Below are 26,587 nucleotides of genomic sequence, written 5' to 3'. Positions count from 1 at the left end.
ATGGCTTAGTTATTTCCTGCGCGTGAATTGCCACGCCATTAGCGCATGGCTCATAAAAAAGGCTGCCTCAGGCAGCCTTTTCCAATCCTTAAGCAGAAGCTTACAGCGACAGATTATTTAAAATCTCGTCGTCTACGCCATTTGGCAGGGTTACTTTAAGCTTAGGCGTGCGGGCCATTTCGCGTTTAATCGCAAAGTTGGCTTCTTCGTTGCGAGCCCAGCTGCGACGTGCAATACCATTATTGACATCAAACAACAGCATAGACTTAAGACGACGCTCAGCATCGCTGCTACCATCCAGCACCATACCAAAACCGCCGTTGATCACTTCGCCCCAGCCAACGCCACCACCGTTGTGGATAGACACCCAGGTTGCACCACGGAAGCTGTCGCCAATCACGTTATGAATGGCCATATCTGCGGTGAAGCGGCTGCCATCATAAATGTTCGATGTTTCGCGGAACGGTGAATCTGTACCACTCACATCGTGGTGGTCGCGACCTAATACGACCGGACCAATGTCGCCACGAGCAATTGCATCGTTAAAGGCTTTAGCTATTTCCATACGACCTTGTGCATCGGCATAGAGAATACGCGCCTGTGACCCTACAACCAGTTTGTTTTGCTTGGCATCTTTGATCCAGGTAATGTTGTCCTGCATCTGCTGCTGGATCTCTTCTGGCGATTCCGCCATGATCTTGTTCAACACCTCAGCCGCGATGGCATCGGTTTTGTCCAGATCAGCCGGATTACCAGAGGCACACACCCAACGGAACGGACCAAAGCCGTAGTCAAAACACATCGGGCCAAGAATATCCTGTACATAAGACGGATATTTAAAGTCGATGCCATTTTCAGCCATGACATCGCCACCGGCACGAGATGATTCTAACAAGAAGGCATTACCGTAATCGAAGAAGTAAGTGCCACGGGCTGTATGCTTATTCACCGCATCAGCGTGACGTTTAAGCGTTGCCTGTACTTTTTCTTTGAAGACCTCAGGCTCTTCACGGATCAGTCGGTTGGACTCTTCAAAGCTGATGTCTGCCGGGTAATAACCGCCTGACCAAGGGTTATGCAGCGACGTCTGATCTGACCCCAGGTGAATGAAAATATCCTGTTCATAGAAGGTTTCCCAAACATCGACAATGTTACCGATGTAGGCAATTGATACCACTTCTTCGTTCGCCTGCGCGGTTTTAACCCGCGCAACCAACTCGTCCATGTTGTCGATCAGCTCATCAACCCAGCCTTGCTGGTGACGCTTAGTGGCAGCAGCCGGGTTTACCTCGGCACAGACGGTAATACAGTTAGCGATGTTACCCGCTTTAGGTTGTGCGCCACTCATGCCACCAAGACCGGCGGTGAGGAAGATTTTGCCTTTCGGGCTGTCACCTTGCTCAAGAACTTTACGGAATGCGTTCATCACGGTGATGGTGGTGCCATGAACAATGCCCTGCGGACCAATGTACATGAAAGAACCCGCCGTCATCTGGCCGTACTGAGTCACGCCCAGTGCATTGAATTTTTCCCAGTCATCAGGCTTTGAATAGTTCGGGATCATCATACCATTAGTGACAACAACGCGCGGCGCATCTTCGCTTGACGGGAACAAGCCCATCGGGTGACCAGAGTAAATGTGTAATGTCTGGTCGCTTTCCATCTCGCTCAGGTACTTCATGGCAAGCAGGTATTGCGCCCAGTTTTGGAATACTGCACCGTTACCGCCGTAAGTGATCAACTCCTCCGGGTGTTGGGCAACTGCCGGATCCAGGTTGTTGTCGATCATCAGCATGATGGCTGCCGCTTGCTGACACTTGGCCGGATAATCGCTGACAGAACGCGCTTTAAGGTCGTAGTTAGGCTTAAAGCGGTACATATAAATACGGCCGAAGTTTTTCAGCTCTTCGGCGAATTCTACCGCCAGCTCCTGATGCCATTCTTTCGGGAAATAGCGCAGGGCGTTACGCAGCGCCAGTTGCTTTTCGCCGGCTGATAAAATGTCTTTACGCTTGGGGGCGCGGTTGGCACCAGCCGGGTAAGGCTTAGGCGCTGGCAACTCGCTGGGGATCCCTTGCTTAATTTGGTCCTGAAAACTCAGTGTTGTGGTCATTGTTATTTTCCCCTTAGTTAACCGTAAATGCTTGTGACTTAACCAATGCTACCATGTGATCAATGTCGGGTTTAAGCAGTCTGTCTTCTTCAAGTTTGGCGACTTTGCTGCGGATCAGCGCAAAGTTCTCTTCAATCAGGTCTGAGCAGGTGTTAGGTCGTCTGAACTCAATGGCCTGAGCTGCATACATCAGCTCAATGGCAAAGATTTTTTCCAGGTTACCCAGGATCTGGTTCAGTTTACGACCCGAGATACTGCCCATAGATACATGGTCTTCCTGGCCCATAGAGGTGGGTACGCTGTCTGCCGATGGCGGGAAGCACAGTGATTTGTTTTCCGTGACCAAAGCTGCGGTGGTGTACTGCGGGATCATCATGCCCGAGTTCAGACCGCCAGAAGTCGTCAACAGGCGCGGCAGGCCGTGCAGACCTTCCAGCAGTAAATAACAGCGGCGGTCTGAAATGTTGCCCAGCTCAGCGGCGGCAATCGAGGCGTAATCCAGTACCATGGCCAAAGGCTGACCATGGAAGCTGCCACCCGAGATGGCTTCTTCACTGCTGATCACAATCGGGTTGTCGGTCACTGAGTTCATTTCAATCTCAGCCAGCTCTTTAAGGTGGTTGTAGGCGTTACGAGATGCACCATGCACCTGTGGAATACAGCGCAGTGAATACGGGTCCTGTACACGGTCGCACTCTTCGTGGTCAGCCATGTTTTGCGAATCTTTGAATAAACGACGCATCCGCTTGGCTACTTCCAGATTACCGGCAAAGGCGCGAATTTGGTGCAGCTCTTCACGGAACGGCGACTGGCTGCCCTGCATACCTTCAATACTCATGGCACCGGCTACGTCAGCTAAGTCCAGAAGATAGCGCATTTTGGTCAGCGCGGTGATAGCGTGCGAGAGGATAAACTGAGTACCATTAATCAGGGCCAGGCCTTCTTTGGCATGCAGCTCCATTGGCTCCAGGCCATGTTCTTTCAGTGCTTCGGCCGCAGGTACAATTTTGTCACCCTGCCAGAATTCACCCTCGCCAAGCAATGGCAGGAATAAGTGAGACAGTGGCGCAAGGTCACCCGATGCACCCACAGAGCCTTGCTCCGGCACCACAGGAATAAGATCCAACTCAATAAACTTCAGCATACGCTCCACGGTTTCCAGGCGAATACCTGAGAAGCCCTGGCTCAGCGCGTGAACTTTGGTGATTAACATCAGCTTGGAAATAGGCTTAGCGATTGGCTCGCCAACCCCAACGGCATGAGTGATAAGCAGGTTTTTTTGCAGCAGATTGGTTTCTTCTGGTGAGATTTGCGTGTCGCACAGCGGGCCAAAGCCGGTGTTAATACCGTATACGGCCTTATCAGAAGCGGCCATTACGTCAACATTACTGCGGCTGGCGTTGATTTTATCCAGCGCTTCCTGACACAGTTCGGCTTTAATGCTGCCGTCGGCAATGCCGTTGACTGTGTCCAGATCCAGACGATCGATACCATATCTAAACGTCATTTTATTCTCCTAAATATCATCTTGTTACATGCAGATGGTGTTTTTATCCCGCAATCCTAACTTGCTGTAGTTGTTTTATAAATGCATAATTATCGTAATTCATTCCGATATTTTCGAACTAAAAGTATCGAACTAAAAGTTTGGGCGAGTAAGAGGTGTTGTTTTGGTTGAACAGCGTACGTTTAACCTAGGTCATCCCACACTCAACTCTGGTAATTCAGCACCCAACACCGGACATTCCACTCCGGTCATCCCGCACCCTCTCCGGTCATCCCGCACTTGATGCGGGATCTACCAGCCGGCAACTTGGGTGTTAAACCTGACGGCTGAATAGTCTGGGGGTGGATCCCGGCTCAAGGCCGGGATGACGGAAGTCGAGGGTGAGTCTTTCGCTTTAGTTCAGATGGTGAATGAATTTAATGGCTGCACTTATACGATGCAATTAGTCTGTACATCCTGTCATCTCGCATCCAACTCCGGTCATCCCGCACTTGATGCGGGATCTACCAGCCGGCAACTTGGGTGTTAAATCTGACGAAAGAAATAGAGTGGGCCGGAGCATTACAAGCCATAAACCAAAAGAGGTAAATACGCGTGCAGGTACAAGACGTTGATTTAAGGCTGCTGCGGATCTTTGTCGCCATAGTAGAATGTGGCGGACTGTCAGCCGCAGAGTCGCGCCTGAACATCGGTCGTTCGACCATTAGTTCGCACCTGTCGGATCTGGAAGTGCGACTGGGCCTGAAATTATGCAAACGCGGGCGCAGCGGCTTTGAGCTGACTGAGCCGGGCAGGGTGACTTATCAGGCATCGCTGGAGCTGCTGCAACAGTGTGAGGCTTTTGCCAGCACTGTGGCCAGTTCTAAAAATGAACTTTCGGGGCGAGTGACCATTGCCACCATAGATACTATGGTCAGCGATCCCCGTTGCGGTTTAGCACGCGCTATTTCGGCGCTCAAAGCCCGCGGTGGCAATATTCAGTTTGATATTCATGTGTGTGAAGCCCGCGAAGTCGAAACCTCAGTGGTCAATGGCCGTTCTCTGGTTGGGCTGGGTGTGAGCCGCCATCAGCTACGCGGTTTGGATTATTATCCGCTACACAATGAGTACAACTATTTATATTGTGCGCAGGGTCACCCTTTGTTTGATTTGGTGGAAAGTGACAAGAGTAAAACCGGGAAGGGTAACGCCGAATTAGAGGCATTACTTGCCGAGGCCGAGGTGATCACCAGTAACTACCTGCGCGATAAAGAAGTGCGCAACGATGGCCTTAACTATCAGAATAGTGCCATTGCCTATCATGACGAAGGCATTGCCCACTTAATACTGTCCGGCGAGTTTATAGGTTACCTGCCTGAGCATTACGCCAGCTACTGGGTCGACAAAGGGATGTTCAGAGCCATACAGCCAGAAAAATACGCCTATCAGATCCCGGTGATGCTGATCACGTCAAAAAGCAATAGCGCCTCACCTCTGGCTGAGGCACTGATAGAAGAAATAAAGCGGGTGCATGCAAGCTAGAGGGCGCACAAAAAATGCCAGTCAGTTTTGCTGACTGGCATTTGGCGATAGTATTTTAAAAGTCAATTAAGATGCGCGGGAAGCCTGCGTACCACCTTCTCTTGCGGACAGAATCATCATAGTCAGCAATGCGCCACAACACAGTGCCCAGGCGATATAGATTAATCCTTCAAAATTATCATAGATAAAGGTCCAGGATTTCAATTCGAAGTAAGACCAGGCGATGTTTTCTAATAGCGCAAGCAAATAAATGAACGAAGTGTAAATATAGAGCCAGTGGAAAACACCATCGAAGTGAGTGAGCTGTATGTTAGGTGATTTGGATAATTTCCTGGAGAGCTGCACTCTGAAAATCAATACTATTACGATTGCTAAACTAATTAATAACTGAATCCCATAGATCATTGTTCCTTGTAATAGTTTGTTTTCAGCAGGTGTCATGTAGTCGATTAGTCCGGTTTCAAATATGACAGGTGAAAGCGCCGTCAAAATAAAGATAAAACTGGATATATGAGTCATATTTATATCTTTTTTATAGTGACCATATACAATTCCTGCACCTAAAAGAATCAAGTACAGCGGTGTTACAATTGTGGGATTCCACAATTGAATATAGAAAATTGCCATTGCGACGATGCTAATTAAAATTAGGTTTGAGAGTTTCATTTACTATCCTTGAGAACTTTCTACCGGAATAATGGGATCTGAGTCGATGTGTATTCGAGCAACTCTAGGAGGTTTGTATGCTCCGCTTCCACCATATATACAATTACACATTTTTAGAGTCAGTTCTTGGCTAGCAGTAGAGTTTTTAGGAAAGGTTGGGGCAGATAACTCTCTCGCTACTCTTGGTGGTTTGTAGTCTGTAGTGCCTCCGGATATATAAGTGCAAATATCAATCTTTATTCTTTTTGAATTTAGGCCATTTTTTGAATAGTCAGGCTTGGTGTCATTCAATAAGCTAGCAACTTTGGCTCTGGGTGGCTTATATCCTGTACTGCCAGATATTGAGCTACATGTGCGCTTGGAAAGCTTATGTATATTTTCTGTTTTAAGCGAAGACACCTGATATATACCTGTTGCCATAGATCGAGGCGGTGTCTTTGCTGTAGTTCCACCCATTACTCCCACACTTAAATTTTCAGAAAGAACTTGCACTGCATTAACCTCACAAGCTCCCGGCCTGACTGGTTTATATGGCCCTTTAGCACGTGGTTTATCAGGTCGGTAGGGTCCGCAACCCGTCACCAACAGCTCTTGCCCACCAGATAAGCTATTATCGTTACTCTGGTCTCGACCCATATTTCGACCAGTTAGTTTTACCAGAGAAGCCAATTTAGTTAGAAGTGTAAGTGGGCGTATCTTTTTCATTTTTCGTCATCCTGTAACTTTGACGCATCATAGCGGTTTAAACTGCCACTAATTTGTCTGATTTCATTAAGTAAAGAGCGTGTATCTATTTTGCATAGCATCAGCCAGCGAAACAGCTGTTTAGACTTAATGTCGCTGACGCCCTGCTCATAGTTACTGATTGTTTTGCGGTCGCACTCCAACTTTCTGGCCATCAGCTCCTGTGATATGCCGGCATTTTTTCTCATTGCCTTTAAATCATCGCCATCAATCACGTCCTTATTTTCCTTTTTTTATTGTAATGCGGAGACTTTTCCACATTCGAATGAACATAATCTTAACAAGAAAGTCGCAATGTTAATACAAAAAGGGAACATGTCAATCTGGCTTAAGTTAGAGTACCTGACCTATACCGATGCAACAGCCGTGCGGGACTGTGCGTTACACGATATTTCCAATTGTTAAAAAGGTCAACAGATTGGTTACATTAAGCGGCTTTTAATTAAATATTGGGATGACAGTACTCACGCAGCACTTTGGACAAGCAATGCATATAAGCGGTTAATGACGTCTGGCGTGCATGCAAAACAACATGTGTGTTGTCATGGTTGAAATTGGACTGCGTAAATCCGTGTAGGGTCAGCTGGCAGAGTAAAGGTGATAAGGATTCGAGTATGAAAAATGATGCATTTGGCAGAAAGCAAAGGATCAATAAACTGATGGTCAGGTTACAATGTAATTTGCGACAGTTAAGGCATAAGAACAAGCTTTCACAGGCTCAGCTGGCCGCCAAGCTCAATGTTGATCAGTCCACCATCAGTAATTTTGAATCGGGTCGCTCAGTGATGACCATAGAGCATGTATACGAGTTATATCTGATGTTTGGTGATGACTTTTCCTGCCCGGGTATGCTGTTTGCCCAACGTGGTGCTGTCGAGAAGGGTAACCTGGGGCATGAGCAGGAAGTAAGTTGCTTATCCGATTGAGTCACCGCCAAGTGATCCGCTTTGGTGTTTGATTAAAATGAAAACCAGACCGCAGTCTGGTTTTATGGTTTAAACATCTGACAGTTCAGACGTTCATCTGGAACCGGTAATTAGCACCAGGCAGAGGCACAACATTCAGTCGCTTGATTATGTGAGTGTCTGTTGCTGTCGCAATTGTGCACTGCGTAGGTAAAGCAGTGATTTGAGCAGTAATCTGTCAAGGCGCCGCCTGCTACAGCGGGTGTTGCATTATTTGGTAGTTTTTTATTATCAGTGCTGAGAGACTTGAAGCTTTTCTTCTTTAGACCTAATTTCATTATCATATTCCTTTAAATTTTTATTGTAAAATGCTCGGTGAGCGAAATTAATGTAATTTAAACTGGATGTATTTGTCAATTTTAAGGTTTTTTTATGGTTTTTTGTGAAATTTATTACCCAGGATGTGTTTGATTTAGTTAGTATGATTTATTAATCCGGCTCACGATGTTTACCTTATTATTGTGCTTGCTGCGATACCTTCGCCAGTACTGGTCCAGCTTAGCCGGAATTGCAAGCAGGCCCGCAAAACCTATACAAACCAGCAGATCCCAATACCACTGAGTGATGGTATATGTATGACTCCAGGGCAGCAGAAAGTAAATCACTACACAGTGGAAGGCAAAAACGGGCAGGGCATGCTGACCAAGAAACACCGGGTACCTGAGTGTAAAGAACCACGAAAAACGACGCATTAGCAGCATTATCAGATAGGCGCTCAATAGCAGGTTAAGCTGATAAAGTAATGAAGCGCTGCCGTGGCCAGCAAAATAGGGTTGCATCAGTTGAGGGTAGAAATGTTTAACAACAAAAAAGAAGCCCACACCACTGAGTAGTATTACCCGCACCACAGGTATGAACGTAAAGCTATGGCCCTTATCAAACTTCAGATAGCTGAGCACCACGCCCATATAAAAGTAAATCTGCCAGGCGAAGGGATCAAAATGGCTGACGTTCAATGTAATATCGCTAAACACCCGGCGAAACGGCGGCGCTAAAAACTCTGCCGTGACAAATTGAGCCAGCAACCAGACTAAAAAGGAAGTTGTGATGACATACCACACTTTACCTTGTTTAAGTGCCTGAATAGCAAAAGGCAGAAACACCATAGGCACCAGGTAGAGGATCAGAATATCGTGAAAACCTGGGTGTTCCAGCAGTAAGGTGGCAGACAAAGCACTTTGGATGGGATTGCTAAACCAGTTGGCAGCATTAAAAAAATCAGACCACTGTGGGATATACATAGGAAACAAGGCCACCAGTGAAAAGCACAGCACAATTGCGCTCAGATGAAACCCGTAAATCACCCAACAGCGGCGCCATATTTTGTGCTGCATCGTTTTGCTATCACCAGCCAGTCGCCCATACACCAGATAAGCAACAAAACCAGACAAAAACACAAACCCCTCGGCAGCAGACACAAACCCCAGCGGAGTACGGGTAAACTGAGTGACAAAGCTACCAAACAGATGGTTGCAGGCAATGATGATAAGCAGCCAGCCTCGAAGGCCATCGTAGGTTAAATCTCGGCTCATATTTTCCTTAAATTACTCGGTTTTATGTCGATGCAGTACATCCGGATTGGGACCTGGCTCGTTGAAAACCTAACAAATCAGAACCAATTTATTTTAGGAACAAAACCTAACGCATCGAACAGGGAAGTACAATTGAGATTGTTTAATATAAACCCGTTGATTTTCCGGTGGGGACGTTTGGTGTTCAGAATAGTCAGATGTAAGTGAGTATACATTTATATCAACAGTGTAAAATCAAGCAGCATTAATATGTTTTTATTGGTGATCGCGATGAAATATAGACAGGGCAACCGGGTGGTTCCCCTGGCAAATAGCGACGTTCATTCGTTAGTGCGCAGAAGCGTTTATCACAAGGTTTTCATAAACTCGATGATTTGCCACTTTTCCTCGTCACTAAACTCAGTGCCGTAACTGTGGCCCAGATTGGAGTTACCGGGCATAATCTGGCCATTGCTGGCTTTTACCCTGAACTTGTTCAGTCCTTGTGTGGTGACATAGCCCACATTGACCGGGTCGAATTCACGACTGCCGACCCAAAACTCAGTGACGCGCTCTTCGGGCTTTTTCATCAATTCGTATAGGTTGGGTACTGAGCCATTATGCAGGTAAGGCGCAGTGGCCCAGATCCCATTGAGCGGACGACCCTTGTAAACGGCGCCATCAAGCACACCATCAACACAATCGGTTTCCACTGCATCGGCACGTTTTCCCCGTGCTTTCAGGTGTTGCACGATGAGGTTTTCCAACTCTTTTACAACCGAGATTTTCTGCCCGTCTGTGCCTGTTCTTTCAGGAATATTGCCCGCCTTCAGCGCCGTTGGTAAATCTTCTAAAACCAAGCCAACCACACCATTGACAGGCACATCGATGGCATTGTCGATGGCCTGAAACTTACTGCCGATCAGAATGCGTTCTTTGGTGCCTTCCAGAATCAATGTTTTCGCCATATGACACGAGGCGTTATTGGCTGTTACCGGATCTGTGCCCAGCTCAGAAACCAGGGTTTGGTTCGCGATATAATTGAGATGCTCTTTTTCCCGCGGGATCAGCTGGTGGCAACTGGCACAGGCTTGTTTATAAAGTAATCCCCCCTTGGCTGCTTTTTGCGTATCTATGGCAGGAAGGTGTTCAAGTGGCCACTGGGGTGAACGCAGGGTTTTAACCCAGGACTCCAGATTACCCAGCCCAATCATGTCTACCGTTGAGCTGTAGCGGAATTTTTTACCCCATACACGTTGCCAGAAAGGCGCTTCTTCTATCTGTAATTCGCCAAACACCCCAACGACTTCTCCTATGTTGCGCACCAGCGGGCCAACAATCGGTGTATTCGGGGCTGAAGCATTCCATTGCACCACGTCTGACTGGTGTGTTCCCCATAAGAAAGGATAAGACACAGGTCCAGTCGGGGTATTTTTATTGGTCAGATCATTGAGCGCAAATGCTGTACCGGCGTTCTGAATATTGCCAAACGCATCTAACCGGGCATAACTGGTAAAGTCTTGCGGGTAGTCCTCAGGCAGTGCATTCACGGCCTGGCGTTGTGCGGTTTGCAACGCAACCTGTTGTAATCGCTGTTTTAGGCTCGCTTTGCTACTGTCGCTGTATTTTGACCCCAATACGTTAAGCGCAAAACGGTTGAATTTGGCATCGTCATTCAGTGTTTTGTTCAGTGCAGCAACCAGGCGGTCGAAAAACAGTACAAAGTTTGCCAGCGTGGGAGCACCTTCGATTAACATTTTGGTGCCGTTGTAATCGATCTGGCTGGTATGGCACGCAGCACAGGTCATACCGACCCAGTTCTCGCCGGTTTTTTGGTTACTGTGCAGGGCAAAGCCAATGGGTAAGCCGCCCGGGTTCAGTTCACTGGCTTTGCTGGGCAGATACCGCAGAAATTCCATATGCTCAGCATGGCGAAACAACTGTTCACTGTCGGCCTGTTCCAGCCATACAAACCAGGTGTAGGGAATGATCTGTGACCCCTGGCCGGTGAACCAGAAATCTTCGCGGACTTTTTCGCTCCAGCCCTGATCCAGCCATACCCGTTTGGGCACATCACCTTGTTCTTTGGTTATGTCGATAGGGTCGGCAGGAGCGGTATGACGGTTGGTGCTACAGCCAACTAAGACCAGCAGACTGGCCGCACTCAGCGTAGCGATTGCAGTTAACTTGCTCATTGTTTTTTCCTTGCGCTCAGAGAGGTGTAAAAGAATAGTTAATGAGCTGACGTTTGGCTATTACAGTGAGTTACAGTTGGGAGGCAGGCAAGGAATATAAGAAAGAAGCAGGTTTGGCTACTCAGGTCATCTGAGCAGCCACTTACGGAGCACCTTAAACACCCAGTCCCGGTGTTTGAGTACAATTCGATTTTTTGGCAACCAGCTGCTGGAATACAGCACCGTTTTGGCCTTTGAAAAAGTCAAAAAACCTTCATAGCCATGGTATTGTCCCATACCAGAGTGGCCAATTCCGCCAAATGGCGCATCGTCCGCGACGACATGCATAGTGGTATCATTGACACTGATACCGCCGCTGTGGGTATTGGCTATCAGGCGTTCTATCAGGGGGGTATTATTTGACATTATATAAAGCGCCAGAGGGCGGGGCCGGGCGTTAATATAGGAAATAACCTCATCCAGTGTGTCGTAGGTCATCACTGGCAGTAGCGAGCCAAAAATCTCTTCTTGTAATACTGCCATATCTTCGCTGACGTTGGTGAGCAGGTGCGGATAAACACACTTGCTGTCACTTGGGTCATGTGCTTTAACGGGATGAACTTTAGCGCCTTTTGATTTTGCATCATCCAGCAAGTGTAGTAACCGGGTAAGCTGACGTTCGGAGATAATATGGCTTTGTTTGTTGCTGTTTTTGCTCGTGAGATGGTACTCAGTATAGCGTGCAATAAATGTGTTTATGAAAGCGTCTATACGCGTAGCAGGCACAAAGATATAATCGGGAGCAACACAGATTTGTCCGGAATTGATAGACTTACCCATTATCAAAGCATCGACTGCAACGCCCATATCGATATCCTGATCTATGATGGTGGGAGATTTACCTCCTAATTCCAGTGTAATAGGTGTCAGGTTGTCGGCGGCCGATCTGGCGACCAGTTTGCCTACCTCGGTTGAGCCTGTAAAAATCAGATGGTCGAATGGCAAAGCCGTGAATGCCGCGCCAATTTGTGCATCACCCTCGACCAAATGTACATGATCGCTGATATCTTCAAGAATGCTTTTTAATGCCTGGTTTGCATGAGGTGTGAACTCACTCATCTTGATCATTACCCGGTTGCCGGCGGCCAGCGCCTGTATAGTTGGCCCAAGTGCAAGATAGAAAGGGAAGTTCCAGGGGGTCACAACGCCAACCACCCCTAAAGGTTGATAATGTACTTTCACTTTTGACGGCATAAGCATGAGCCCGGCATGGCGTTTTGAGGGCTGCATCCACTTTTTCAGGTGTTTGATGGCATAATTAATGGCTGCAATGGTGGGCATTATGTCGGCAAAGAAAGTATCGAATTGACTGCGATAACCATAATCCTGAGACAATGCCTGATAGATGTGTTGTTCGTGCGAGACCAGTGCACGTTTAAGCTTTTTGAGCACAGCAACGCGTTGCGCATAGTCGGGCGCAGGGTCCCGGGCATAGGCAGATTGCAGCGCCTGAAAGTTCATGGTTAGCAAGGTATGTTCAGAAACTGTGCTCATATTGGTCATTGTACAGGGCCTTTTTATGGCGGTTTTTGCAAAGAAACTTATCTGATAATAACCCTCATCTGAGCAAGTGTGAATAAAAGCTCTAAAATTGGTTAAAAAAAGCTATAACGCTTTTGTGATAACTGTATCTCTTAAAAGACATCGGGCTACAAGATGCCGTTTTAAGATTTTTTGCTAATCAAGACAAGAGGTTAACTCCATGGTCGACCTTTTGTGGCAACTTGACCTTGCTTTTCTGCCTATTCAGCCTGTGTTCCGGACGTGCACCCTGAATCCACTAAGCGTAAATTTTCCGGAGCATACCTATGTATTTATGCCCCACTTGTTTTGCCTGCCATGCTAGATCAGTACCTGCCATGGCCTTGGTGATCAAATCCAGATAGCTTAGGCGCATCGGCCTTTTTGGCTGCCACTTCGGCATAACAGCCTCGGGTATCATAAACGTCATCCGCTTTTACCTAGCTGATCTTCCTGCGCAATGGTCTGAGTAAATCACCCAGAACTTCTGAATCAGTTACGGAGATTGTAGACAATTCAGCACCCACGATTTGGTGCGTATTTGCATCAATGGCCAGATGTAACTTCCGCCAGGTCCGGCGTTTATTCGCACCATGTTTTCTTGCATGCCACTCACCATTTCCATATACCTTCAAACCAGTGCTATCAACCACGATATCAATGCCTGCGGATGCACTAGGATTTGGCCTTGTAACGAACTGCCAGCTCTGCACTACGCTTGCACAAACAACTATAAGTTGGCGTATCCAAATCAAGCTTCATCATTGATATCAGTGAGGAAATAAAGCCTTGTGCAGCATGAAGAGACAAGCGAAATACAGCCCGCAAAGTCAGGCAGGTCTCAATTTCCAGCTCAGAGAAATGATTAGCTCGCCCTTTACCGCCGTGATGTTGCGTATTGTTCCACTGTTCAATAGCATCCTCGGAAAACCAAAGCTGGATATTGCCTATGGCGATAAGGGCTCTGTTGTAATCACGCCAGTTGGTGATACGCTTTTCTTTCAAAGTTCTGTCTCGATGTTTGCTTTTGAGAGCTGGTCACACAAGGCTGAACAGTTCAATGATTTAGGAAACAGCGCCAGAAGCTTCGGTTTTTTGAGTACTTACTCGTTGTGATTTCCGTTAACAAGTTGATAGTGAATTGTTTTGTTCATCGATGCATGACAAGCGAATTGTCATATGGGATACGGATTGTACAAGTGTTTTTTATGAGCTGGTGCAGTCCAATACACGAACTTCAAATGAGGAAACTGATGAGTTTCCTGTCGGTTCAGATTCTAAGCGAAGCTTACTCCTAAATTGCTTTGATTTCTCAAAATAAAATTGATAGTAAATGTTTGATATCTCTCAATTAAACTAGAAGATTTAGTGACAACCTAATTTGGAAATGATAAGTTCAAGGTTATGCTGTTAGAATGACGCAATACATTATTTTGTTCGAAAAATTTGATCGATAACTAAAGCTCAGAACTTTAGCTCATCTGTTTGGGAGGTTCTATATTCTATGGATAGAAAACAAGAAAAAATTAAAAATCTACTAGAGCAAGCAGAAAAGGACCTTTCTCAAGATCCAAAGCTTTATGAACGTAAGCTATTCCGTTATTCATTGCTGGGCTATGCGATTATTTTAGCAATTACCTTTTTTTTGTTTGGACTTGTAGCTGGTAGTATTTGGCTTGCGTTTTCAAGCTCTATGTTTTTGTTGCTCTTATTCAATAAGAAATTGTTTATCCCCCTATTTATTATGGTTTGGGTGTTATTCAAATCCGTTTTTATAAGATGGCCTAAACCTGAAGGTGTGATTATTACAAGAGAACACTCACCTGAGCTGTTTAATATAATCGATGAACTTCAAAGCAACCTGAATGCATCACGTATTCACCAAGTTATTGTTACACCAGAATTTAATGCTGCAATTGTTCAAACTCCAAGATTTTTAGCATTTGGGTTTATGCACAATACATTAATTATTGGTTTTGAATTGTTAGTGTCTTTAACTGTTGAAGAGGTTAAATCGGTTATTGCTCATGAATTTACACATTTATCAGGGAATCACAGTAAGTTTCATGGCTGGATATACCAAGCTAGAGAGTCTTGGCAAAATATGATGTACAACCTTGACCAGCACAATGGATGGACTACCGCTCCTATTAGGAAGTTTTTCAATTGGTATAGCCCTAGATTTTCAGCTTACTCATTTGCTTTAGCCAGGCTTAATGAATACGAAGCGGATAATGTTGCTGGCGAACAGTCATCAAATGAAATTGCTGCATCAGCCTTATTAAAGTTACCTGCGTATTCCAACTTTATTCAAGATAAGCACTGGACACCATTTAACCAATCTATATTGGATTTTCCTGAACCAAATATTTTGCCTTATACAGGGTTAATAAAATTCATGGAAGAGAAAAAAATTTCAGCTGCTGATGCTGTTTCAGCTATAAATTTCGCTAAGAAAGAAGTAACAAACTATCAAGATACCCACCCTTGCTTAACGGATCGGCTAGCCGCCCTGAAGGGGGAAAATGTTGATTTTTTACCTACTGAAAAATCTGCCGCAAAGCTACTATTGGGTGACCGAATCGATGATGTTGCTGCGATGCTGGATGCACAATGGAGTGAATGGAACTTAGATAGTTGGAAGCAAGAGCACTTGGCCATTCAGGAAGAACGAGAGCAATATCACGATCTGAAAAATAAAGAAATTAAAAAGCTAGATAAAGATGAGCTTTGGAAGCTGGCATACCTTAAAGAAAAATTTGAAAATGACAATGAATCGATAAGTTTATATCGGGCGTTTAATGAACTGTATCCTAACGATGTTGATGGTCAGTTTGCATTAGGCAGAGCCTTGCTGGAACAAAAAGATGATGCGGGACTGCAATATTTGGAAAAGGCTTCAGCAAAGCATGAACTGTTAGAAGTATCGTCTAAGGTTGCTTATTCTTATTTAGTTGATAATGAACGTTTAGAAGAAGCGAATGTTTGGCTCGAGAGAATGCACAATCTGGAAGATATTTATCGAGAAGCAGGTATAGAGCGCCATTCCGTAAGTAGTAAGGACACTATTGAGCCAACGACAATATCTGAAGAAGCATTGGCTCCTATAGTTAATCAGGTAAAGACCAATAAGAAAGTAAAAGCCGCATGGGTAGCACAAAAAAGGGTGAAAAATTTCTCTGACAGTCAAGTATTGATAATTGCGGTAAAAGCTAAAAGAGGGTTTTATTTATCTGATAATTTAGCTGAAAAAATAATTGGTTCATTAGAAATAAAGTCTGGTAACACTGTGTTTGTGTTCACCAAAGGTAATGATAAAAAACTATACAAAAAAGTTATAGCCATTGGAAAACAAGTGATTTAAATGGACAAGATGCAAGAGTTGGCAAATGCTTTTAGTGGCGAAACTATACTATTTATTGGCTCAGGGGCTTCACGGCGGTCAGGCCTACCATTTTGGAGGGAGTTAATAGAGTGGCTTAAAGAGTATTGTGATAGATTGGGTGGGGATATTACTACTGCAGATGCCCTAATAAAAAAAGATAAGCTTCTTGATGCTGCCTCAGAGCTAACCCATCAACTAGAACAAAATAATAAATCATTGGCCGACTTCTTTGAGGAATATGAAAAAAACAGTGCATTTCGAGATGCGGAGCCTTCAGAAATACATCAGTTATTAGGAAAGTTGCCTTCCCAATTCTTTGTTACACCAAACTACGACTTACTACTTGAAAAGAAATTTGGTCAAAATGACGGTTTTACTGTAGTTCGTAGAGGGGATAAAGAAGGAATTGGTGAACTACTTCATGGTGAACTAGATGGATATGTTTTTAAATATCATGGGTGCATTGAATCTCCGCAAAATATCATACTTACCTATGAAGATTACAATAATGAAATTCACAATTATACCGATGAATTAGACTGTCTTAAGACATTAGTAAAAACCAAAACAATTGTTTTTATTGGTGCAGGGCTTGATGATCCAGATTTCAAATTTGTGCGTGATAACCTGATTAACTTGAGTGGGGCTGAAAGGCTCAGAATTTGGGCGTTTATGAGCGATTGCTCTGATGAAGTAAAGTATTATAAGCGCACACATGGCATAAATTTAATCAGTTACAAAAGTGAAAATAACCATGCGGAGTTGTTGGTTAAGCTTGACGAGCTGGTGAAAAATATTATTGAAGTCGATGAATCGAAGAAAGCTGCTGCTAATATGGTAATGCAAGAGATAAATATTACTACTCACCAAGAAAATGTTGAGATTAATCTGAGGGAAGTGCTTGTTGCGGCCAATGAAGAAATAATCCCGTTAGATGAACAAATTTTGGGCTTTGTTGCATTAATGGGCGTAGTTAAAAAATCTGAATGTACTGACTTTTTGGTAGGTTTTAAAGGAAATAGTGAGGCAGATGTGGGTAATAGAATTGACTACCTTGTTAACCGAGGGTTGGTAAAACAAACACCGCACTATCTTATGTCAGTCAAAAAAAGGTACTCAACAGAAGCGGCGGTGGGAATTGAAGATGATGTCATGGCGTATATAGCGGAGCGTGAAGATGGATGATTTAAAGCTTAAAACTATTGAATACTTTGCTTCAAAGCCGCACGACGATGAAAAGGCCAAGAGGTTTTTGAGTAAAGTTTATCAGAACATTAGACAAACAATAATTAATCCCGATTCTTACGGCGATATAAATGACTCTTTAGACGTTTTGGATAAGTTTATTAGCCATGTTTCTCAGGAAGCAATTAATGATCTGCTAATCTGCTGGGAAATTTTGCATAGGGGGAAAGAGTTCGCAGTTAGCGATATTAGTTTAGCTAAATATCATACGTCAGAAAGAATCTATACTAAGATAATCAGCTTATTAGGACGATTACGTTATCTTGAGCAAGGTGCAGTAGTAAATATTTTACTTAAGTTTTGGGAAGAAGATAGCGAAGTTAGGAGTAATGTTGAATCTACATTGAATGAGCTTGCTGAATTTAATTTATACGCCATAGAGTATGTTGGCTTTGAACCTCAACTTACTTTGCTGAAAACAATCGAAAGTTTTTCTCACAAAGAAAAGCTTGAACGAAGTTCATTAGTACTGCCCATCTTAGAAAAATTCTTATCGACTGATATTGAAAGTCATGAATGGAATTACAAGACGGTCAGTATAAAATCAATGGCTATTCCAGCTAATGAGGCAATAAAAACGATAAGGAACAGGACTGTTCACTTATTCATAGAGATGTATGAAGTTGCAAGTGATGTGAAGCTGAAAAAAGCTCTTATTTCAAGTATGAACAATGCTTGTCGTTTATGGTCAAGAAGTAAGATTTCTGAAGATGTTATTGAAATTGTGCAAGACAACTCGATTGAAGTTCTTAGGTATTGGGCAACATTGATAAAAACTGAGCCTCTGGATATTGTTCAAAAAATAGAGCACGATGCTTATTGGAATTATTATCATGCTGCGACAGATAAAGTTAAACACGTAGCACTTGAAATAGAGTCTGCTATTAAGCTTAATGTTGAATATCAGTTTTACCGCGATCTCGTTGGCTTCGACGGTATCTTTTTGCCTTGGGAAAAAGAAACAGATGAAGATGGGGGCGGGGTGAAACCTAGAGAGATCAGAAATAGACGAATAGAACAGCATATAGCATCATTAAACGAGTCAAATGTTGAAGAGTGGATTGACCGAATAGAGATCTACCTTCAGACAATGTCTAATGACTTGGCTACTTCCCCTGAGCTTTTTGGTTTTGTAGAAAAATTATCTAAGCTGTTTCCTGAACAGATTTTTGAGAGGTTTATAAATTCAAAAATACTTGAAAAATCATCTGTTTATATATTTAGAGGTGTTTGGTCATCTCATTATTCAGACGAATTTAAATTAACTGTAAATGAGTGGTTGAATGGCGGTCTTTATTTGTGGGAGTTATCAGTCACGTTTGTGAATGTAGAGGAATTAGACACTCAACTGTTAGAAAAGCTAGTAGATAAAGCTATTGCTCAAGATGAATTAGCTGCATTAAATTCCTCTGTTGGAATATTTGATGAGCATAAACAGCAGTTATCCGCTGAATTTGTAAATGAGCAATTTAAAAAGATTTTTCAGTATTTGAATCAGAATGAAAGCACTAGTTGGTTAAATCAAAGTTGGTACAGAAGCAAGCGAGAATCCTTTATTGATATTTTGTCTGATACAAACCTCAATTTATTAATTAGCAACTTGGTGTTTGTTAGAAAAGTTGATCATAGATTAGAAGCTGTCATGGAAGTCATTGCTGATCGAGATGTAGAAATATTGTTTGAGTTAATAGGTAAGCGACTTACCTACGAGACAACTCATGGAAAAGGTGATAAAGAAAGGTACGAAGGAATTCCGTTCGCATTTCATTCACTGCGTGAAACACTAGCAAATAACCCACACTTATTACTTCAGTTGATTAAAAAACACTACAAGTATGAGTGGGGGGTATACCATTATGGTGTTGCGAGTTTGTTTAAGCAGTGTTTCTCTAGGTTTACACCAGATCTAATCGAACTGTTGTTTGCGGAACTCGAACCTTCGAACGGAGAGCAAATAAAGGTTTTGTTAGCTATAGTTGCCAGCTATGAAGGGAATGCTTCTATTTTATCATTGGTTAAAAGTATTCTAGTTACATGTCCATTTAACGATGATTTATGTAAGCGTATCAATGGCGCATTAATAACGTCTGGAGTTGAACATGGTGAATTTGGAATTGCGAATAATTATAAAATTAAGTTAGAAAATGTTAAACCTTGGCTTGATGATAATGAAGTAAATGTAGTGAAATTCGCTCATCAACACATAAAAATGCTTGAGTCTATGATAGAAGATGAAGTGAAACGTGTTGAAGAGCAAATTGCGATAGAAAAGCATCAATATGGTATCGAATAGATAAAAGAGCGGGTCATATACGGGTCAAAAATTAAGTTCTTAGCAGTTATATTCTGTTATTTTTTGTAATGCTATAATTTATAATGGATTAGAACTAATAAATTCTTAATATGACATTACAAACAGTGGGCTACAAGATGTCTTTTGCTGGTAAATTGATTACAAATTTGCTGTGATATATTCTTTTTTTCACCATCTGAACAAAATGTCGGGATCGTACGTAAAAAGAGTTACACCAAGACACAGGAGTGGAAATTTGAATAACAAATCGCGGCGCGTTCCATCGGGCAGGTTAAGCAGGCTCGCACATTTTGGCGGTCTGGCGGGTAAAGTTGCTTCTAATGTGATGATTGCAGGGGCTAAGCAGGCGTTAAGTGGTCAAAAGGCAAGTCGATCTGAATTACTGCTACAGCCAGGTAATATCCATGCGGTAGCCGAGAAGTTATCTCACCTGCGTGGTGCGGCTATGAAATTAGGCCAGTTATTGTCTATGGATGCCGGTGAGCTGTTACCTGCTGAGCTGTCTGTGTTACTTGAACGACTCCGCTCTGATGCGGCCCCGATGCCACACAAGCAATTGGTTGCGACCCTGGAAAAAGAGCTGGGCCCCGACTGGCTGGATAAGTTTAGCCATATTGAGTTAAATAGTTTTGCCCGTGCGTCAATTGGTCAGGTCCATAAGGCAACTTCTGAGCAGGGTTTGCCGTTGGCGATTAAAGTACAATATCCAGGTGTCGCCGACAGTATCCACAGTGACGTAGATAATGTGGTTAGCCTGATCAAGCTCTCTGGTTTGTTGCCAAAAACTCTGAACATAACGCCACTTGTGGAAGAAGCTAAGCAGCAGCTGCTGGTGGAGACCGACTATTATCAGGAAGCAAAAGCGCTGAGTGCATTTGAGCAGGCGCTTGCACATAACCCACATTTTAAGGTACCAAAGAGCTATCCTGCGCTGAGTTCAAAACACCTGTTAACGATGGAGTTTGTTCAGGGTGAGCCGCTGGAAGCTATGACGTCTTTACCGCAGGCAAAGCGCGACCAGTTAGCTTATCGCTTGATAGCTTTGTTTTTCACCGAACTGTTTGAGTTAAAAATGGTACAGACAGATCCTAATCTGGCCAATTACCAGTACAACCGTGACACAGATCAGATTGTACTGCTCGACTTTGGTGCCACCAGGACCATTTCTCCCTCACTGTGCCTGGATTACAAAAAGCTCCTTCAGGCCGGCGCTGAGCAGAACCGACAGAAACTAAAAGAGGCCGCTTGTGAGATAGGCTACTTTTCTGATGACATAGATACACACTACCAAAATGCCGTGTTGTCTTTGTTTGAGCTGGCTATTTCACCACTCAGAGCAAACGGACCTTTTGACTTTGCCTCAAGTGGTCTGGCAAAGCAGATCAGTGAACAGGGCAAAGAGCTGAGCACTCAGTCCCGGCAGTGGCACACCCCACCGGTAGATGCTCTGTTTATTCATCGCAAGCTGGCTGGATTATATTTGATAGCCTCGAGACTCAAGGCGAACGTTGAGCTCAGCCCTTTACTCAATGAGATTCAGGATTAATATTGCTCATTGCATTAAGCTTGTCATCAGATTGTGGCTAAACCCGTGTTAAGCTGCCCGATGGTCTCAGATATGTATAAAGGGAATTTATCATTGAAAAAATGAATCATACTATCAAAAATAGGTTAAGCTGTTGTTTGGCTGCAAGGTATTCGCTGTCAGGTGATGTGTGCTGTATAAAAAATGGAGTGATAAAAATGAAAAAAAGCGTTTTCTTTGCCAGTGTTCTGGCACTATTTTCACTGGGAGCTCAGGCAACTGTGACGAGCGGTGGGTATTTTAAAATTGATAAGCTTTATACTTGGGCGGACTATACCGATAACGTCTTTTTAATCAGACTGGAATCGCAAATTGGCGCAGGGTTAGAAAATTGTCCATTCGGCTATTGGCTGGATAAAGCATCCAGTACCAATAGTAATGTCTATAGTGCTGCACTTTCGGCTTATCACGCAGGGACCAAGGTACTTATTTACGGTGATGAAGGCGCTGACTGGGCAGGATTGTCTTCTAAAGAATGCAAAATAAAGTCACTGATTACCGAATAGATATGATGCGCTGCTGTGTGACTACATGACAAATCGCTGTTGTTATTTCACGTTCCTTTCACACCTAAGAGCGCATGCTGGATCCACGATTAATGATTCAAGGATTCAGGCATGGCTCTGTCACTCGAGGTCAACGACCTAAGCCACACCATACAGTTACATAATGGTACTCAATTACCACTGATCAATGCATTGTCACTGCGTGTTGAAGCCGCAGAACATATTGCTATTGTTGGTGCTTCCGGATGCGGTAAGTCAACCTTGTTGTCTTTGCTTACAGGCCTGGAAATAACGCAATCGGGTCGCGTGTGCTACCGATTTGAAAATCAGACACTAACCCCCTCTGAGATACTGCCCCAGTGCGGTTTTGTATTCCAGCAATTTCATTTATTACCTGAGTTAAATGCCCTCGATAATGTCGCATTGCCGCTACAGCTGCGGGGCAATAAAGATGCCACAAAGCTGGCTGCCCATTGGCTAACGCAGATGGGATTGGAAGAACGGCAGGACCAGAGGGTGACTCAGTTGAGTGGTGGTGAACAACAAAGAGTCGCGATTGCCCGGGCTCTGAGTGTCCAGCCTCGAATATTATTCGCAGACGAGCCAACCGGTAATCTGGATGAGACAACTGCAGAACAGGTGATCACGCTCATGCTGGCAGGCGCCAGACAAAGCGGCGCGTCATTGATTTTAGTGACGCATGATATGGCTCTGGCAAGGAAAATGGACTGCGCTTATCGCCTCAGTCATGGGAGGCTGACACCATGCCATTAGCACAGACGGTGCCAGCCAATTTGGTGGTTAGCCACAAAACAGTTTCGCCGATCCATGCGCTCAGAGTGTTCAATACCTTGCTCTGGAGGCAGATTCTACAAGGTAAATATTGGCTGACACTCGCAGCCCTGTGTGTGTTATTTGTTTATTTGTTACTGAGTAGCTTGCTGGGGCAGGGCGTAGAGCGATTTTTAGCGCAAAATTTACAATCGACGCTGGGTGCAGACACGCAAGTGACAGTAAGGCGGCCATGGCAACAGGCGGAGCTGGACTGGATAACAACACATGCGACTCAATACAGTATGCAGTCTCAGTACCGTGTGACGCTCAGCAAGTACGCGCAGCATCAGAGCGCCATTCTAAAGGCCGTGGATAGCAGCTACCCGCTTCAGGGAGACATTCACATCAGTGATAGTAAAGGGCTTGATGCGCGGCTTATGCAGCAAGGCCCAGGGCTAGGTGAAATCTGGCTTGAGCCAAGGTTAGCAGCGGCCCTGGCCGTGGAGCTGGGAGATACACTTGAACTAAACGGTGTGCCGCTGCGAGTTTCCGCGCTGTTGTTGCTAGAGCCAGATAGGATCCTTGAAGGCCTGGGCAGTGATATGCGTGCTATGGTATCTCAGTTGAGTCTGTCCGGCGATGATCTAGCGCCACATCTGAACAGAGCTCTGATGCTGCACGATACTGGGCTTAACGCCGCCATCGAGCAATTTCAGTCAAGCGCACCAAGCGTACAGGTGATCAGTAAATCCCTGAACAACTATCCCCTTGCCAAAGTCTGGGAGCGGGTGCAGAACTTTCTTGGGTTACTCAGTTTGCTTATTGTGCTTTTGACCGTGTTGATCCTGTGGCTTTGCAGCCAGGTACAGATCCAGCCACTTAAAAAAAGCGTCTCTGTACTGCTGGCCTGTGGTATGGAGCGTCGTATGTTGCCTGCTTTAGCAATCAGTGCTGGTGCAATCATTCTTATTCTCAGTGTGGTCCCCGCACTCTTGCTCGCCTTGCTGGCAAGCTATGGTGTGAGCCATCTGGCGCAACTTTATGTTGATGGGTTCGCGCTGCACTGGCATTGGCAAGATCTGCTTAGTGCCCTTGCATTGGCGACCGCCGTGTACTTTTTTATAGCACTGCCTATGTGGCTGGTGTTGCTCAGAGGTGATATTCGTTCACTGATTGAACAGTGCACTGAGGAAAAGCATATGCGCTGGTTAGCGGTGTGCAGCCCGGTTGGACTGCTGGTTGCACTGATCCTGATTTATACCGACAACTGGCTACTCAGTGGCATGCTGTTGGGTGGATTGGGTTTGTGTGTGGTATTGGTCTTGTTTGTCACCTGGCTGGTGCTGAAATTCAGTGGCTATCTGATGCCAAAACGTTGGGTATTGGCGCATTTTAGCATGTTGCTGTTACGTAAGCGGATGTCGGTCAAGTTGGTACAAATCACGGCGCTAGGCCTAAGTGTGACTTTATTACTGCTGTGTATCAATATGGGCCGGGATGTGACCAATATGCTGGAGCTCTACCTTTATCAGAATCAGGGCAATGTGTTTGTCAGTCGTGCCAATGAGGCACAAAAATCAGCGCTCGAAGCGTTTGTTGATCGGTATCAGGGCAGTATCAAAGAAATGCAGCCCTTTCAGCTGGCTCAGGTGACCCACTTTAACGACGTTGCGGTGGCTGAACGAGATGTGCAGCCCAGTGATACACAGCGCCGTCTGGAACAGCCAATCAATTTGCACTGGCATGCTGATATTCCAGAAAATACCAGGCTGACAGAGGGAAGCTGGGATACGACCCCTTCACAGGTGGGTGTCTCTGTCGACCATGAAGTATTCATTGAGTTGGCACTGTCGCTTGGGGACACTGTCCATTTCGATGTCGCTGGTGAGCGGGTTACAGCCACAATCAATTCTGTGCATCAATTTAAACCAGGTGGAAGCTCGGTGACCTTTTGGTTTGTTCTGCAACAAAGCAGAGCACCTCTTTCGAGTGGGCCTGTTTATCATATGGGTAGCATTGAACTCAACGCAGCGGGCACTTCTGCGATTGGGGAGTTATGGCGTGCACACCCCCAGCTCCGTTTGGTCACATTGGATGCGTTACTGGATAAAATACGTGGTCAGGTCAGGGCTCTGATTGCATTGGTTGTGAGCTACAGCGTGTTTATTGCTTTGCTGAGCAATCTTCTGATGGTTGCGGCCATTCGGACTCATATGGAAAAAGATCAGACCCGCAACGGATTGTTATTGAGCTTTGGCTTATCACAAAACCAGGGCCTCAGGATCCTTTTGATTGAGTGGCTAACGGTCACTTTGATCCCCACTTTATGTGCTGTTGCAGCCATATACAGCTTTGTTGATGCATTTTATCAGCAGAATCTGGCGATGTCCTATCAGGGCAGCGTATTGATGATGCTGGTAGAGGCGCTCTCTATCGCACTGGCCATTGCCGCCAGCGGTATCTTGCTAAGTCGCAAACAACTATGCCGCAGCCCCATTGGATTACTCAAAGAAGGACAATAAAAATGAATTTACCACCTTGGTTTTACTGGTTGTTGTTATTGCTTGCAGGGATCTTGGGGCTCCCATGCCCGGCACAGGCGCAGATGTTGGGAAGTGCACCGCCGTTACAGTGGCAGCACAAAGAGACGCGGCATTTGTGGTTAGCAGGGGAGTCGGGAGATATTGAAACCTATCGGTATGACAAAGTCGGGTATCAATTTTTGAAAACACTCAGGACAACCGGTATTAAGGCCGTGGCGATGGACTTGGTGAGGCTGGCCGATGAATCTGTGCCGGTGCCAGTGGTACTGGCTGAAGATGGCATATATCGATATACAAACACCGGGCTAATGCCGCTTGTAAAAGCACCGCATTTATATCAGCAAAGTCCTCACTGGTTGCTGAGTACACTGCGAGATATTCGTTTCAGTATGGATCTGGACGAAAACGGCCTGAGTGATTTTATCTTACCGTATTTTGGTCAGTTAACTTTGTTACTACAACAACAGGATGGCAGTTTTCAGCGACAGCAGGTGAAGCTTGAGCACACCTACGCCTTGAGTACGCATCAGTCTGAAAACTATGCACTGACAATTTCATTGCCAGCGCACTTTGCCCTTCAGGATATCAATCAGGACAAGCACATGGATCTGACGTTTGTTATCGGTGAGCAGATATTCGCGCTTAAGCGCACTGAAGCCGGGTTTTCGGACAACCTACAAAGCTGGTCATTTGCTGCAGCAGACGAAGATAAATCTCGCCAGTTTGGTGCTTTGTTGGATGCCACAGGCGACGGGATTATCGATGTACTCGTTAAGGAGTCGGGGGAAGGAGACTCCCACCGGATCCTGGTATTCCCCGGGTTTTTGAACCCTGCAACCCGAGTCTGGCAAGTCTCAGACACCGCCGCTGCAATAGTGAAGATGGACGATGAGCTACTTCACTTTGGGTATGGAGACTTCAATGGTGACGGACGTCCAGACCTTTATAGTGTCAGTGCGTCAGTGGGACTGAGCAGTGTATTGTCTCTGATGTCCGACAGAGTGCTTGAGCTAGACTTTAACCTGTATCTGCAGGGGAATGACGGGCAGTTCAAACGACAGCGCCGTGCCAGTAAAACACTTCACATGGCACTGGACTTGCGGCAAATGTCGCAAGATTGGTTGTTTCGCGTGACTGATATCAACAATGACGGGCTCAGCGATCTGATTTTCTTTGATGACGAACAAAACCTAATGCTTTGCTTTGGTGAACGCAAGACTGGTCTGTCACGACGCAGCCAGCCATTGGCGTTATCGGTCAAAGGTAAGCCAGGAAAAGTCGTTTTACTCAACAACACAGGGCAGACATCCATATGGTTTTTACAGCATAATGAACAAAGTGAGAAAGTTTATATAAAATATCAGCTCTAAGAGGATAAATGCCACAATCAGGCACACTTCCTGACAGTTCGCTACAGAGTTGAACAACCTTAGCTAAGCATTCTACAGAATTG

20 protein-coding genes are annotated in these 26,587 nt (G+C 44.9%); 10 read left to right on the top strand and 10 right to left on the bottom strand.

Translation table 11 applies throughout. The features are described 5' to 3' along the window. Positions 1 to 100: 100 nt before the first annotated feature. Positions 101 to 2,113, bottom strand: coding sequence for a urocanate hydratase (locus tag CWB98_RS03585; protein WP_138543583.1), 2,013 nt, complete (start codon positions 2,111 to 2,113; stop codon positions 101 to 103). 13 nt (positions 2,114 to 2,126) lie between these two features. After that, positions 2,127 to 3,620 (bottom strand): histidine ammonia-lyase, encoded by a 1,494-nt coding sequence (gene hutH / locus CWB98_RS03580; protein WP_138543582.1) that lies wholly within the window; start codon positions 3,618 to 3,620, stop codon positions 2,127 to 2,129. Positions 3,621 to 4,214: 594 nt separating this feature from the next. Here hutH and CWB98_RS03575 point away from each other — a divergent pair. Next, a complete protein-coding gene (locus CWB98_RS03575) occupies positions 4,215 to 5,141 on the top strand; it encodes a LysR family transcriptional regulator (RefSeq protein ID WP_138543581.1) in 927 nt (308 codons plus the stop codon). 66 nt (positions 5,142 to 5,207) lie between these two features. On the opposite strand, the gene CWB98_RS03570 is transcribed toward CWB98_RS03575, so the two are convergent. From CWB98_RS03570 to CWB98_RS03560, 3 genes are read right to left on the bottom strand one after another with little or no spacing between them, the layout of a single operon-like run. Beyond that, on the bottom strand, positions 5,208 to 5,807 hold the full coding sequence (locus tag CWB98_RS03570; protein WP_138543580.1) for a hypothetical protein: 600 nt from the start codon (positions 5,805 to 5,807) through the stop codon (positions 5,208 to 5,210). 3 nt (positions 5,808 to 5,810) lie between these two features. Continuing rightward, on the bottom strand, positions 5,811 to 6,512 hold the full coding sequence (locus tag CWB98_RS03565; protein ID WP_138543579.1) for a hypothetical protein: 702 nt from the start codon (positions 6,510 to 6,512) through the stop codon (positions 5,811 to 5,813). Beyond that, positions 6,509 to 6,766 (bottom strand): helix-turn-helix domain-containing protein, encoded by a 258-nt coding sequence (locus tag CWB98_RS03560; RefSeq protein ID WP_138543578.1) that lies wholly within the window; start codon positions 6,764 to 6,766, stop codon positions 6,509 to 6,511. The genes CWB98_RS03565 and CWB98_RS03560 overlap by 4 nt, the downstream gene beginning before the upstream one ends. 399 nt (positions 6,767 to 7,165) lie before the next feature. Between CWB98_RS03560 and CWB98_RS03555 the strand changes: the two genes are divergently transcribed. Further along, complete coding sequence (locus tag CWB98_RS03555; RefSeq protein WP_138543577.1) at positions 7,166 to 7,477, top strand: helix-turn-helix domain-containing protein; 312 nt, start codon at positions 7,166 to 7,168, stop codon at positions 7,475 to 7,477. A 455-nt stretch (positions 7,478 to 7,932) separates the two neighbouring features. On the opposite strand, the gene opgC is transcribed toward CWB98_RS03555, so the two are convergent. The 5 genes from opgC to CWB98_RS24370 all read right to left on the bottom strand — a co-directional run bounded on the left by opgC (position 7,933) and on the right by CWB98_RS24370 (position 13,787). Beyond that, positions 7,933 to 9,048, bottom strand: a complete 1,116-nt coding sequence (gene opgC, locus CWB98_RS03550; protein WP_138543576.1) for an OpgC domain-containing protein — start codon at positions 9,046 to 9,048, stop codon at positions 7,933 to 7,935. A 347-nt stretch (positions 9,049 to 9,395) separates the two neighbouring features. Continuing rightward, on the bottom strand, positions 9,396 to 11,222 hold the full coding sequence (locus CWB98_RS03545) for a di-heme-cytochrome C peroxidase (RefSeq protein ID WP_138543575.1): 1,827 nt from the start codon (positions 11,220 to 11,222) through the stop codon (positions 9,396 to 9,398). 126 nt (positions 11,223 to 11,348) lie between these two features. Then, the gene (locus CWB98_RS03540; RefSeq protein ID WP_249364591.1) at positions 11,349 to 12,755 is read right to left on the bottom strand and encodes a coniferyl aldehyde dehydrogenase; all 1,407 of its coding nucleotides are present in this window, start codon (positions 12,753 to 12,755) and stop codon (positions 11,349 to 11,351) included. Positions 12,756 to 13,222: 467 nt separating this feature from the next. Then, positions 13,223 to 13,435, bottom strand: a complete 213-nt coding sequence (locus tag CWB98_RS24375; protein WP_249364590.1) for a transposase — start codon at positions 13,433 to 13,435, stop codon at positions 13,223 to 13,225. A 22-nt stretch (positions 13,436 to 13,457) separates the two neighbouring features. After that, positions 13,458 to 13,787 (bottom strand): transposase, encoded by a 330-nt coding sequence (locus tag CWB98_RS24370; protein WP_138543572.1) that lies wholly within the window; start codon positions 13,785 to 13,787, stop codon positions 13,458 to 13,460. A 499-nt stretch (positions 13,788 to 14,286) separates the two neighbouring features. On the opposite strand from CWB98_RS24370, the gene CWB98_RS03525 reads away from it, so the two are divergent. The 8 genes from CWB98_RS03525 (at position 14,287) to CWB98_RS03490 (ending at position 26,504) form a co-directional block, all read left to right on the top strand. Then, a complete protein-coding gene (locus CWB98_RS03525) occupies positions 14,287 to 16,146 on the top strand; it encodes a M48 family metallopeptidase (protein WP_138543571.1) in 1,860 nt (619 codons plus the stop codon). Continuing rightward, complete coding sequence (locus CWB98_RS03520) at positions 16,147 to 17,352, top strand: SIR2 family protein (RefSeq protein ID WP_138543570.1); 1,206 nt, start codon at positions 16,147 to 16,149, stop codon at positions 17,350 to 17,352. Further along, a complete protein-coding gene (locus tag CWB98_RS03515; protein ID WP_138543569.1) occupies positions 17,345 to 19,705 on the top strand; it encodes a hypothetical protein in 2,361 nt (786 codons plus the stop codon). The genes CWB98_RS03520 and CWB98_RS03515 overlap by 8 nt, the downstream gene beginning before the upstream one ends. A 256-nt stretch (positions 19,706 to 19,961) precedes the next feature. Beyond that, positions 19,962 to 21,272 carry an ABC1 kinase family protein gene (locus CWB98_RS03510; RefSeq protein WP_249364588.1) on the top strand — a complete coding sequence of 437 codons (1,311 nt, stop codon included), beginning with the start codon at positions 19,962 to 19,964 and terminating at the stop codon, positions 21,270 to 21,272. Between the two features lie 197 nt (positions 21,273 to 21,469). Further along, entirely contained in the window at positions 21,470 to 21,817 is a 348-nt protein-coding gene (locus CWB98_RS03505) for a hypothetical protein (protein ID WP_138543567.1), read from the top strand. Between the two features lie 111 nt (positions 21,818 to 21,928). Then, positions 21,929 to 22,591, top strand: coding sequence for an ABC transporter ATP-binding protein (locus CWB98_RS03500; protein ID WP_138543566.1), 663 nt, complete (start codon positions 21,929 to 21,931; stop codon positions 22,589 to 22,591). Continuing rightward, on the top strand, positions 22,582 to 25,113 hold the full coding sequence (locus tag CWB98_RS03495) for an ABC transporter permease (RefSeq protein WP_138543565.1): 2,532 nt from the start codon (positions 22,582 to 22,584) through the stop codon (positions 25,111 to 25,113). The genes CWB98_RS03500 and CWB98_RS03495 overlap by 10 nt, the downstream gene beginning before the upstream one ends. Before the next feature lie 2 nt (positions 25,114 to 25,115). Further along, positions 25,116 to 26,504 (top strand): FG-GAP repeat domain-containing protein, encoded by a 1,389-nt coding sequence (locus CWB98_RS03490; RefSeq protein WP_171045574.1) that lies wholly within the window; start codon positions 25,116 to 25,118, stop codon positions 26,502 to 26,504. Positions 26,505 to 26,587 lie beyond the last annotated feature (83 nt).

Origin of the sequence: Pseudoalteromonas rubra, from assembly GCF_005887115.1 — a bacterium.
GTDB lineage: Bacteria > Pseudomonadota > Gammaproteobacteria > Enterobacterales > Alteromonadaceae > Pseudoalteromonas > Pseudoalteromonas rubra_F.
Note: the sequence above shows the minus strand (reverse complement) of the source record. Positions and strands in the feature narration are given on the sequence as shown.